The 11,080-nt window shown below is 64.7% G+C and carries 12 protein-coding genes and 1 pseudogene; 6 read left to right on the top strand and 7 right to left on the bottom strand.

Annotated features, from left to right (window positions below):
* Positions 1–710, top strand: a 710-nt coding sequence (locus A2J03_RS26010; protein WP_068380038.1) for an alpha/beta fold hydrolase, incomplete at its 5' end; no start/stop codon positions are given.
* 97 nt (positions 711–807) lie between these two features.
* On the opposite strand, the gene purU is transcribed toward A2J03_RS26010, so the two are convergent.
* Together purU and A2J03_RS26020 are read right to left on the bottom strand one after the other, a co-directional pair.
* Positions 808–1,692 (bottom strand): formyltetrahydrofolate deformylase, encoded by an 885-nt coding sequence (purU, locus tag A2J03_RS26015; protein ID WP_068380042.1) that lies wholly within the window; start codon positions 1,690–1,692, stop codon positions 808–810.
* A gap of 12 nt (positions 1,693–1,704) precedes the next feature.
* Positions 1,705–2,544 carry a class I SAM-dependent methyltransferase gene (locus tag A2J03_RS26020; protein ID WP_068380047.1) on the bottom strand — a complete coding sequence of 280 codons (840 nt, stop codon included), beginning with the start codon at positions 2,542–2,544 and terminating at the stop codon, positions 1,705–1,707.
* A gap of 44 nt (positions 2,545–2,588) precedes the next feature.
* Between A2J03_RS26020 and deoC the strand changes: the two genes are divergently transcribed.
* Positions 2,589–3,245: a deoxyribose-phosphate aldolase gene (gene deoC / locus A2J03_RS26025; RefSeq protein WP_068380050.1), complete on the top strand. Its 657-nt coding sequence runs from the start codon at positions 2,589–2,591 to the stop codon at positions 3,243–3,245.
* A 5-nt stretch (positions 3,246–3,250) separates the two neighbouring features.
* Here the strand turns inward: deoC and A2J03_RS26030 are convergent, their stop codons facing one another.
* Complete coding sequence (locus A2J03_RS26030) at positions 3,251–3,979, bottom strand: LmeA family phospholipid-binding protein (RefSeq protein ID WP_231912722.1); 729 nt, start codon at positions 3,977–3,979, stop codon at positions 3,251–3,253.
* A 113-nt stretch (positions 3,980–4,092) separates the two neighbouring features.
* On the opposite strand from A2J03_RS26030, the gene A2J03_RS26035 reads away from it, so the two are divergent.
* Positions 4,093–4,680 carry a type IV toxin-antitoxin system AbiEi family antitoxin domain-containing protein gene (locus A2J03_RS26035; protein ID WP_068380055.1) on the top strand — a complete coding sequence of 196 codons (588 nt, stop codon included), beginning with the start codon at positions 4,093–4,095 and terminating at the stop codon, positions 4,678–4,680.
* A 4-nt stretch (positions 4,681–4,684) separates the two neighbouring features.
* Here the strand turns inward: A2J03_RS26035 and A2J03_RS26040 are convergent, their stop codons facing one another.
* Genes A2J03_RS26040 through A2J03_RS26050 form a run of 3 tightly spaced genes read right to left on the bottom strand, consistent with a single transcriptional unit; the run spans position 4,685 to position 6,481 of the window.
* Complete coding sequence (locus A2J03_RS26040; RefSeq protein WP_197480970.1) at positions 4,685–5,473, bottom strand: class I SAM-dependent methyltransferase; 789 nt, start codon at positions 5,471–5,473, stop codon at positions 4,685–4,687.
* A complete protein-coding gene (locus A2J03_RS26045) occupies positions 5,457–5,960 on the bottom strand; it encodes a DUF2505 domain-containing protein (RefSeq protein ID WP_068380057.1) in 504 nt (167 codons plus the stop codon). The genes A2J03_RS26040 and A2J03_RS26045 overlap by 17 nt, the downstream gene beginning before the upstream one ends.
* Before the next feature lie 14 nt (positions 5,961–5,974).
* Positions 5,975–6,481, bottom strand: coding sequence for a DUF2505 domain-containing protein (locus A2J03_RS26050; RefSeq protein ID WP_068380060.1), 507 nt, complete (start codon positions 6,479–6,481; stop codon positions 5,975–5,977).
* A gap of 72 nt (positions 6,482–6,553) precedes the next feature.
* Between A2J03_RS26050 and A2J03_RS26055 the strand changes: the two genes are divergently transcribed.
* The 3 genes from A2J03_RS26055 (at position 6,554) to A2J03_RS26065 (ending at position 10,739) form a co-directional block, all read left to right on the top strand.
* Positions 6,554–7,570: a UDP-N-acetylmuramate dehydrogenase gene (locus A2J03_RS26055; protein WP_082898103.1), complete on the top strand. Its 1,017-nt coding sequence runs from the start codon at positions 6,554–6,556 to the stop codon at positions 7,568–7,570.
* A 52-nt stretch (positions 7,571–7,622) separates the two neighbouring features.
* Entirely contained in the window at positions 7,623–9,179 is a 1,557-nt protein-coding gene (locus tag A2J03_RS26060) for an MBL fold metallo-hydrolase (protein WP_068380063.1), read from the top strand.
* Between the two features lie 315 nt (positions 9,180–9,494).
* Positions 9,495–10,739 carry a L,D-transpeptidase gene (locus tag A2J03_RS26065; protein WP_197480971.1) on the top strand — a complete coding sequence of 415 codons (1,245 nt, stop codon included), beginning with the start codon at positions 9,495–9,497 and terminating at the stop codon, positions 10,737–10,739.
* Positions 10,740–10,855: 116 nt separating this feature from the next.
* Here the strand turns inward: A2J03_RS26065 and A2J03_RS26070 are convergent.
* A pseudogene (locus A2J03_RS26070) lies at positions 10,856–11,080 on the bottom strand (SDR family oxidoreductase); the annotation flags it as partial.

Here is an 11,080-nt window from a genome sequence, read left to right on the forward strand (position 1 = left end):
CGGTGATCGTCTACGACCAGCGCGGACACGGTCGCAGCGACGTCGGTACTCGACCGCTGGGCCCCGACGTACTGGCCGATGATCTTGCGGATGTCCTCGCTGCGACAGTGGCCGAGGACAACAAGGCAGTGCTCGTCGGCCACAGCATGGGCGGAATGTCGATCATGGCGTGGGCGGGGAGGTACCCGGAGCAGGTCGAACATCTGGTGAGCGCGGTCTTGCTCGCGTCGACTGCAACGGACAGCCTCGTTCGGGAGACAACCGTCATCCCGCTGCCCAATCGGTTCCCGCGGGTTCCGGTGCAGGTAGGACGTGTCGTTCTGAAGTCGGCGATCCCGCTTCGCCCGTCGACGGTGACTCGGCACGCGATCAAGTACGTGTCGATGGCACCGGGTTCGACGGACGCCGAGGTGGCGTTCTGCGAGAAGATCGTGCTCGAGTGCGAACCGCAGACGCGCGGCATCTGGGGTGCGGCACTGACCGACCTGGACATCCACGAGGCGTTGGCGAACCTGAACGTCCCGACCTCTGTCCTGGTGGGCACCGCGGACAGGCTGACCCCTCCCGTGCATGCCCGCAAGCTCGCACAGGCCCTCGACGCTCACGATCACCTCAGCATGCTCATCGAAATACCCGGCATCGGTCACATGAGTTCGGTCGAGGCGATCGACGAGTTCAACTCCGAGGTCGCCAGGCTTCGTTCGCTCTGAGGGGCGCGCAGCTCCTGGTAGGGCCGGCGCTCCGCGCCCAGTGGCGCGGTTGAGTGCATTGGCGTGCACTCAACCGCGCCACTGCGGCGGAGCCGCATCAGCTGAAGACGACCGTCTTCTTTCCGTGCACGAGGACGCGATCCTCGAGATGCCACCGCAGACCGCGGGAGAGTACGAGCTTCTCGATGTCGCGCCCTTGACGGACCATGTCGGAGACCTCGTCGGCGTGATCCACTCGGATGACGTCCTGCTCCACGATCGGGCCTGCATCGAGCTCGGCCGTCACGTAGTGGCACGTCGCCCCGATGAGTTTGACGCCGCGAGCGAATGCCTGGTGGTACGGACGCGCACCGACGAACGACGGCAGGAAGCTGTGGTGAATGTTGAGCGCGCGCCCGGCCCAGTGTGCACACAGTTCCTCCGGGAGCACCTGCATGAACCGGGCGAGCACGACAGCATGCGGGTCGTACGAGTCGACCAACGTCCGCACCTCGTCGAACGCCGGACCTCGCTCGGCTGGATCCTTCGCGAACTCGACGTGATGGAACGTGATGCCGTGCGCCCTCGCGACGGGCTCGAGCGACTTGTGATTGCCGATCACCGCCGAGATCTCGGCCGGTAGTTCTCCGCCGGCAGCGCGGCCGAGGAGGTCGTGGAGGCAATGGGCCTCTTTGCTGACGAGAATCACGACGCGCTTGCGTTCGCCTGAATCATGCAGTGCCCATTCGGTTTCCGGACCGATCTCACGGGCGACTGCCTCGAACCGGGAGCGCAATTCGTCGATGCTGATCTTCACCGACGACGCCCGCACGGCCTGGCGTGTGAAGAACCAACCGGTGTCCGGATCGGCGTGGTAGGCAGCTTCGACGATCCAACCGCCGACCTCGGCGAGGAACGTCGAGATCTTTGCGACGATGCCCGTACGGTCGGGGCATCCGAGGGACAGAACGTAGCGACGGTCGTCGGTGACAACAGAACTCATGGCCAGATTCTCTCAGGACGCCCGGATGCCGGTTGCCACCAGTGTGCTCGCGTCGACCGAATCGATCCCACGGGTCGCCAACAGCTCGAGGAATTCGCGACGGATGTTGTCGCGCACCTTCTCGTCGAACCCGTTCAGGGCGCCGCGGAAACCGCTGCCGAGGACGAAGTTCCACGCGAAGACATCCGTCGTCGGAACGTAGTTCGACAACTCCTGGACGCGTACGGACTCGCAGCCCCGTGCCTGCAGCCATGCGGTCAGCGACTCGGCAGTTTCGACGCGTCGTATCGGATGGGAGGCGTATCCCTCCTTCGACCGCGGTCCGCTGTGCGCAACCTCGGGTGCGTAGCGGGCGACGACGTCGAAGAATGCAGCCCCGAACGTTTCGATCGCACCCTTGCGCCATACCGTCACGCCGACGCGACCTCCCGTGCGAACCATCCCGACGAGCCTGGCGAACGAGACGTCCATGTCTGGGAGGAAGAAGATGCCGTACGAGCAGGACAGGGCGTCGTACCCGCCGCCGATCGCGCTGGGCGCTTCCCATTCGGTGGCGTCCGCGCAGACGAATTCGACATTCTGCAGCGCCGACGCTGCAGCCTTGGCGCGAGCCACCGCGAGTAGGTCGTCGGCGAGATCGATGGCGTGGACGGTTCCGCTCGGGCCCACAGCCATGGCCGCGGGCAGGGCCGACGCGCCGGTTCCCGCGCACACGTCGAGGACGGACTCGCCGGCCCGCAGGTCGAGGGCGAAACTCAGCGTCTGGCCCGCCGGACCCCACACTGCAGGGGTGACGGAGTCGAACTCGTTGCTGGTGGAGTTGAAGGTGCCAGCGACCTGTGAAGCAGACATAACCGGAGAGCTTAGGCGCGCGTCGACTGTGGTTGGGTGGTCTCATGTCTATTACCCGCGGCGCCCTGGCCCGAATGGTCGACCACACGTTGCTCAAGCCGGAAGCCAAGCCCGAGGACGTCACCGCTCTCATCGCGGAAGGACTCGCCCTCGGTGTGCTTGCAGTGTGTGTGTCGCCATCAATGCTGCCGGTGCGGGCCGACGGCCTCGTCGTCGCTGCGGTCGCGGGATTCCCATCCGGCAAGCATCATTCGCTCATCAAGGGTGCTGAAGCACGCCTCGCGGTGGATCAGGGCGCGAACGAGATCGACATGGTGATCGACGTCGGCGCGGCGGTCGCCGGCGACTACAACGTGGTGTTGTCCGACATCCTCACCGTGCGTGAGGCAATCGGTCCGTCGGCAGTACTCAAGGTGATCATCGAGTCGGCAGCGCTGTCCGACGAGGCCATCGTCGAAACCTGCCTCGTGGCGGAGAAGGCAGGCGCCGACTTCGTGAAGACCTCCACCGGCTTTCATCCCGCAGGCGGAGCGAGCGTGGCAGCCGTCAAGCTCATGGCCGACACCGTCGGCGGCAGGTTGGGCGTCAAGGCCAGCGGCGGCATCCGTACGACGGACGCCGCCCTGGCGATGATCGACGCGGGCGCAACGAGGTTGGGGTTGTCGGGAACCCGCGCTGTCCTCGAGGGGCTATCGAACTAGGCGAGCTAGGCGAGCAGCCCGCAACCGTCGGGCACCTCGGTCGGCTGGTCCGTGGCCGGGATCGAATACTGACCACCCTGCAGTGCCAGTTCGATGCCCGCGTCGGTCACGGTGAGCGACGTCGGGATCATGTCGAGCGGGTACTGCTGGAGGCTGTCGGAGATCACTCCGACGATGCTGTCGACGAGGTCGGTCGGCAACCCAAGGCCGAGGATGGAGGCGTCGACGGTCTGTACGTCGACGCGATCTCCGACCACCGTCGGCTTCACGGTCAGCTGAGCGAGGCCGCCGACGGCGAAGGACAGGGTGCCCGCCGACGCGTCCGAGGTGACGCCCGAGACGAGTGCGCCGATTCCCTGAGACTGCAACGTGCTCGCGATGCCGTCTGTGGACCAGGCGATGTCCGCGCTGGAGCTACCGATGCTGCCGTTGGTATCGGCGGTCTGTTCGAGGTTCACATCCTCGACTTCGGCGTGGACGGTCATGCCTTCGGCAATTCCGAACCGGGCGTCGTTGCTGTCGAGTGTCACGGAGGACACCTGCTTGTCGACGAGTGACACCAGGATGGGCTTCCAGCCGAGTCCGACGTCGACCTGGCTGCCGATCTCGCTTTCGAGCTGGCCCGCGAGGCAGGACTTGATCTGCTGGCGCAGGTACAGTTCGCCGCCCAGCAGCGCGGCGACGAGAACCAGAACGACGAGCACCGCGATCATGGGAGCTTTGCTTCGTGTCATTCGCCGCAGTCTTCCCGATGATTCTGAAAGACCTCTGTGAATCCGAGCTTTCGGTGGGAGGACCTGGGCCGATTCTTGTGATGTGCAACACATCGTGTCGTACTCTTGCGTGTATGGGTACGACACGACCGAGCACCGTCGAGCTTCGTCGCCTGGCCGCGAGTCAGGACGGATTCTTCACCACCGAGCAGGCCGAGGCGCTTGGATTCGTGGCTCCGGCCATGGTCGCGAACATCGCCGTCGGCGATTGGATCAAGGTTGAACGCAATCTGTATCGGCTCGCCGGTTGGCCGCACAGCGATCTCGAGCAGTTCGCGATGTGGTGCGCCTGGTTCGGCGGTGATGCTGTGATTTCTCACCAGAGTGCGGCCGAGCTCCACGGGTTCGGACATTTGCATCCCCAGTTCGTGCACGTCTCGGCCTTCACGAACCTGCGCGTGGCCGATACGCGGCTGGCAGTGCATCGATTGCAACTCACCCCGCACGACTTCGAATCGACCGGCACGTTCCGCATCACGACGCCGGTTCGCACCGTCCTCGATCTTGCTGCCGGTGGCATTTCACAGATCACCCTCGACGAAGTGGTCGGCGACGCCGTCGCGATCGGGCGGGTAGAGCCCGGAGTGTTGTACGAGGAAGCAGTCAACGGACCGGAGCGGGTGGCCGAGCGCGTCGAGCTGGCTCTGTCTGCCTGCACCTAGTTTTCTAGCCCGGCGCTACCGCGTCCCATGGGACGGTGAGGATGTTGTCGCGCAACCGTCGCCGAGGCACGGTGGTCGGAAGTCCGTTCGCCGCCAGCTGTTTCAGCGCGGCGCGCCACCGCACCCGCGGCCCGAAAGGGGCCAACGGTGCCGCCGTCGACCACGCCTTGTCCGCCGCGGTGAGCAGCTCGTGGATGCGTTCGCCCGGCACGTTGCGGTGGATCAGCGCTTTGGGCAGCCGCTCGGCGATGTCCGACGGCGTGTGCACCGTGAACGGATCCCATGCGAGCGTCAGCGAGATCGGTCCCGACGCATCGAGGAGAATCCATGCACAGCGACGCCCGAGTTCGTCGCACGTGCCGTCGACCAGCAGGCCGCCGGGCGCCAGCCCCGCCAGGATCCGAGACCAGGCGTCGGGAACCGCATTTTCGGGGTACTGACGAAGAACATTGAAGGCGCGCACGAGGTTCGGTCGCAGCCCGGCGAGTTCGAAACCGCCCCGCGCGAACGTCACATTCTCGGTCGACGGAACGACGCGAGCGGGATCGATTTCGAGTCCGGTGACCCGCAGGTCGGGTCGGACCGTGCGCAATCTGTGCGCGAGTTCGAGTGTGGTGTCGGGCCTGGCGCCGTAGCCGAGGTCGACGACGAGTGGATCCGATGCCGCGGCGAGGACTCCTCGTACGATCGGGCTGTGCGTCAGCCACCGGTCGCTTCGACGCAGGCGGTTGATGCCCGTGGTGCCGCGGGTGATGGTGCCTTCGGGAGTGGGCGTCCTAGTTGTTCTGGGCAAGCCAGTCTGCCGTTACTTCACCCTCGCCGCGCCAGAGATCGCGCAGGTTCACCAGCATCAGCTGTTCGAGCTTTCCGCCGACGAACGGGAGAAACACTTTCGCTTCCGAGGATGTCCGCAGCGTCGAACCGGTCTCGGTGGCGAACAACGAAGTGACGCCCTTCAAACTGCCCGGCCCGGCGGGAATCGACGCGTCGTAATTGCCCTCGGGGGTCTCCGTGTACGGGTCGAAGTGCACGTTGCGAGTGATGATCATGTCCTTCTTCATCACCGTCTGCGCGATGTCCGGCAGTTCGGTTCTGGGGATGATGTGATGCATCACTACGTCGATCCCGTTGTCGCCGACCTCGAAACTTTTCAGCTCGTTGTGGGAGTACTTCTTCATCTCCTCGATGCGAGCGTCCCAGTGCTCGCGGCTCGACAACGCGGCGTACACCTGCTCCGTGGAGTAGGTGAACCGGGCTGAGTAGTTCATGCGGCGCGCCATACTGGGCAGGGTACCTATTGCAGGTTCTGTCCAACCCAGTTGCCCGTGAAGTCGTGCTCGTTGTCGATGAGCGAGAGAACCTGCTCGCTGATCATGGCCTCGATCTTTCCGCCGAAGATCGGCACCTTGACCTCGGTGTTGCCGGACAGCGACATCGTCGACGACGTGTCGTTGCCCTCGAGCAGGGTCGTTCCGGAAATGGTGGCGGGTGCGCCCTCGACCGTCGCGCCGAACTTGCCCTCGGCGCGACCCCCTCCGAGCGGTCCCCAGGACTCGGTGCGTTCGATGACCAGCGCACCCTTCTTGAACGCGGTGACCGCGGCGGGGAGTTCTTCCTCCGGAATGGACTGCGTCATGACGACACTGATGGTTCCGTTGATCGCGGTGACGCTCACGAGGTGTGCGCTCGGGCCGCCGATCTCCTGGATCCGGTCCTTCCAGTACTGCTCGGACACGAGTGCGGCGTGCACCTTGTCGACGGGTGCGGGAACGGACGCGCTGTGCGCGATGGGGCGAGGCATAGGCGGAGAGTACCGGCAGCGAAGGACCGGTCGGATTCCGACCGGCACGCCAGACCGGTAACCTGGACTCCCGTGCCTACCGCAATTTCCGAGCTCACCACCATGCGACTCGGGGGTCCGGCTCGCGAGTTCGCCGTCGCGACCACCTCGGACGAGTTGGGCGCCGTGGTTCGCGACGCCGATGCGTCGGGAACTCCTGTGCTGCTGGTCGGCGGCGGATCCAATCTCGTCGTCAGTGATGACGGGTTCGACGGTCTCGTCGTGAAGGTGGAGACCTCGGGGCTGCGCGTCGACGGCAACTCGATTTCGGTCGCGGCCGGTGAGCGATGGGACGCGGTTGTCGCGACCTCACTGAGCGAGGGACTGGCCGGTTTGGAGGCTCTGTCGGGAATCCCGGGCCTTGCGGGTGCGACGCCGGTGCAGAATGTCGGCGCGTACGGAACGGTCACTTCCGACGTGCTCGACAGTCTCACCGTCTACGACCGTGAGACTTCGAACACCGAGGTCTGGACGCCCGATCAGTGCGGATTCGGACTGCACCGTCAGTCGATCTTCAAGCATTCGACGCGGTACGTCATTCTCGACACGACGATGTCGCTTCGGCGCTCGCGCTCCTCCGATCCGGTCCGCTACGCGGGATTGGCGGAGAGGTTGGGCGTCACCGTCGGAGACACGGTCCCCGCCGCCGAGGTCCGGGATGCAGTGCTCGATCTGCGTGGGCAGAAGGGCATGGTTCTCGACGCCGAGGACCACGACACGTGGAGCGTCGGATCGTTCTTCCTGAACCCGGTGTTGACGACGGTTCCTGAGACGGCGTCGAGAGCGCCGCAGTACCCGGACCCGTCCGGAATCAAGATCCACGCCGCGTGGCTGATTCAGAATGCCGGATTCGCGCACGGATACGGCACCGAATTCGGAAACGGCACGGTGTCGCTGTCCACCAAACATGTGCTTGCGATCACCAACAGGGGCGGGGCGACGACGGCGGACGTCATGGCTCTGGCGTCGCATATCCGCGACGGAGTTCGGGCAGAGTTCGGGATCACGTTGGTTCCCGAGTGCGATCTGGTGGGCTGCTCGCTCAGCTGAGTCGGACGCAGGGCCTACCATCGAAGTTCAGTGCAAGTGAAGGAGTAGTTCGTTGCAGGTCACAAGCGTCGGGCACGCAGGATTCCACATTCAGACCGATGCAGGCAGCATCCTGTGCGACCCGTGGGTGAACCCCGCGTACTTCACGTCGTGGTTTCCGTTCCCGGACAACACGCAGCTCGACTGGGACGCGTTGGGTGAATGCGACTACCTGTACGTATCGCACCTGCACAAGGACCACTTCGATCCGAAGAACCTCGCCGATCACGTCAACAAGGACACGACTGTTCTCCTGCCGGACTACCCGGTGCCGGATCTGAAGAACGAGCTGATCAAGCTCGGCTTTCACAAGTTCTACGAGACCACGAACTCGGTCAAGCACCGTCTTTCCGGTCCCAAGGGCGATCTCGACATCATGATCATCGCGCTTCGCGCTCCAGCCGACGGCCCGATCGGTGACTCCGGCCTCGTCGTCTCCGACGGAAAGACCGTCGCGTTCAACATGAACGACGCGCGTCCCGTCGACCTCGACGTGCTGACGGAGGAGTTCGGCCACGTCGACGTGCACATGCTGCAGTACTCGGGGGCCATCTGGTACCCGATGGTCTACGACATGGTCGAGCGCGCGAAGAAGGCCTTCGGTGTGCAGAAGCGTCAACGTCAGATGGATCGCGCGCGGCAGTACATCGAGCAGATCGGCGCCACCTGGGTGATTCCGTCAGCCGGCCCGCCGTGCTTCCTCGACGACGAACTGCGATTCCTCAACGACGTCTACGAGGATCCGGCGAACATCTTCCCGGACCAGATGGTCTTCCTCGATCAGATGCGGCGCAACGGTCACGACAAGGGCCTGTTGATGATGCCCGGCACCACCGCAGACTTCACGGGGTCCACCCTCGATGCGTTGACGCATCCTCTTCCGGTCGAGGAAGTGGAAGCGATCTTCACCACCGGCAAGGCTCAGTACATCGAAGACTTCGCGCAGCGTCAGGCCGGCGTGATCGCGGCGGAGAAAGCCGCGTGGGCGTCGGCGGAGGGCGAACCTCTGTTGGAACCGCTACGAGAGCTGTTCGAGCCGATCATGTCTGCGACCGATCAGATCTGCGACGGCATCGGTTACCCCGTCGCACTGATGCTCGGCGCGGAAACCGTCGTACTGGATTTCCCGAAGCGGATCGTGCGCGAGCCTCTGTTGAAGGAACGTTTCCGGTACAGCTTCACCATTGCGCCGGAGCTCGTTCGAACCGCGGTGCGCGACAAGGAACCCGACTGGGTCAACTCGATCTTCCTGTCGACACGTTTCCGGGCTCGTCGAGTCGGCGGTTACAACGAGTTCCTCTACACGTTCTTCAAATGCCTGACCGACGAGCGCATCGCGTACGCCGACGGCTGGTTCGCCGAGGCACACGACGACACCGCCACCATCGTCAAGGACGGCTACGAAATCCAGCGGCGTTGTCCGCATCTGAAGGCCGACCTGTCGAAGTTCGGCATCGTCGAGGGGAACAAGCTCACCTGCAACCTGCACGGCTGGGACTGGAACCTCGACACCGGGCGCTGCCTGACGTCGAGGGGTCACGAGCTGAGGACGACGAAGCTCGAGGCTTGATCGCGGCTAGTTGATTGCGGCTGCTCGGTGCTGGCTGCGCAGGTTCCAGCGCAGGCACGCGTTGCAACTTGCGCGTGGGCTGAAAGGTGCGCGTTCAGCGGGGTTCGGGACCGAATGAGCCGTTCGGTCACCGGGGGTGTCGGGCGCGCAGGTTCCAGCCCACGCACGCGTTGCAACTTGCGCGTGGGCTGAAAGGTGCGCCTCGGGGTGCTCGTGGGTGAAATGTCCGGGTCCACCCGGCAATTCGGTGTGAATCTGCGCGCACCTGGGTGATCGATTGTGATCGTTCACTTTCCCGCGAGTACGTTGGAAACCGTGCATGTGCAGGGAGAACAGACAAAACGGACGCGGCTGTTGTGGCTGGTCGTAGCGATCGCGGCGCTGGCAGCACTCGTTGCCGGGTGCACAGTCGGCGGCGGCACCGGCTCGTCGGGTAGTGCAGCGTCGACCACGGAGGCGCCCCCGGTCGCAGAGGTGGCGCAGACTCCGGCTGCCGGCGCTGTCGACGTCAGCCCGGTGGCCCCGATCGCGGTGACGGTGACGGATGGAACGCTGGCCGAGGTCGCGCTCACCAACCCGGACGGCAAGGTAGTTCAAGGTGTGCTGGCGCCGGACAAAGCGTCGTACACCATCACCGAACCGCTCGGCTACGGCTCGACCTATACCTGGGCGGGCAATGCCGTCGGCACCGACGGGAAGACCGTTGCGATCGACGGCAGCTTCACGACGGTGACGCCCGCCAGCAGAACTTCCGTCAGCACCAATATCGGTGACGGCCAGGAGGTCGGCATTGCAGCGCCGATCATTCTGCAGTTCGACTCGGCGATCGAGAACAAGGCTGCCGTCGAGCAAGCGCTGACGGTGACCACCAACCCGCCCACTCCCGGTGCGTGGGCGTGGTTCCCCGACGACAACGGCTCGCGCGTGCACTGGCGTCCCACCAACTATTGGACTCCGGGAACGACGGTGTCGGTGAAGGCGAACCTCTACGGCGTCGACTACGGCGAGGGGAATTACGGCGCGGACGACGTGACGCTCGATTTCACCATCGGGCGCAGCCAAATCGTCGTCGCCGACGCGACGAGCCACCGCATGCAGGTGGTTCGCGGCGGCGAGACGATCATGGACATACCCGTCAGCTACGGCGAGGGCAACGAGGATCGCAACGTGACTCGTAGCGGTATTCACGTCGTGACGGAGAAGCACGAGGACTTCCTGATGTCGAACCCGCCGTTCTACGAGAACGTGCGCGAGCGCTGGGCAGTCCGCATCTCGAACAACGGCGAGTTCATTCACGCCAATCCGTTGACCACCGGGGTGCAGGGTGCCTCGAACGTCACCAACGGGTGCATCAACCTGTCCGACGCGGATGCTCAGGAGTACTTCGGCACCGCGATGTACGGCGATCCGGTCGAGGTCACCGGGACTCGCATCGACCTCTCGGCGGCGGACGGCGACCTGTACGACTGGGCGATCGATTGGGCGACGTGGGAGTCGATGTCAGCTTTGCCAGCGGGCGCTGCGACCGCAACGACGCCTGCGCCGGTTCCAGCAGGTTAGGTCGCCAAAGCTAGCGCGCCAAAGCTAGGGCGCTCCGCGCCCATTGGCACGGTTGAGTGCACTCGAACGCACTCAACCGTGCCACTGGCGGCGGAGCCGCCAGACGATATGGGCGCCTACTTCCGGCTGAAGCGACCCGGACCAGCCTGGTCTCGGGGCTTGATGATGATCTGGTCGAGATTGACGTGCGACGGGCGTGAGGCCACGAAGCCGACGACCTCGGCGATGTCTTTGGCGACCAGCGGCGTGATGCCCTGATAGACGGCGTCGGCTTTGGACTCGTCGCCGTCGAATCGCACGAGCGAGAACTCCGTCTCCACGGCACCCGGCGCGATCTCGGT

This window comes from Rhodococcus sp. EPR-157 (genome assembly GCF_001647195.1).
Taxonomy (GTDB): Bacteria; Actinomycetota; Actinomycetes; order Mycobacteriales; family Mycobacteriaceae; genus Rhodococcoides.

Bases quoted from the DNA above. Each gene is read 5' to 3' on its own strand.
- purU (WP_068380042.1), bottom strand. From the start codon at position 1,692: ATGAGTTCTGTTGTCACCGACGACCGTCGCTACGTTCTGTCCCTCGGA.
- A2J03_RS26020 (WP_068380047.1), bottom strand. From the start codon at position 2,544: ATGTCTGCTTCACAGGTCGCTGGCACCTTCAACTCCACCAGCAACGAG.
- deoC (WP_068380050.1), top strand. From the start codon at position 2,589: ATGTCTATTACCCGCGGCGCCCTGGCCCGAATGGTCGACCACACGTTG.
- A2J03_RS26030 (WP_231912722.1), bottom strand. From the start codon at position 3,979: ATGACACGAAGCAAAGCTCCCATGATCGCGGTGCTCGTCGTTCTGGTT.
- A2J03_RS26035 (WP_068380055.1), top strand. From the start codon at position 4,093: ATGGGTACGACACGACCGAGCACCGTCGAGCTTCGTCGCCTGGCCGCG.
- A2J03_RS26045 (WP_068380057.1), bottom strand. From the start codon at position 5,960: ATGGCGCGCCGCATGAACTACTCAGCCCGGTTCACCTACTCCACGGAG.
- A2J03_RS26050 (WP_068380060.1), bottom strand. From the start codon at position 6,481: ATGCCTCGCCCCATCGCGCACAGCGCGTCCGTTCCCGCACCCGTCGAC.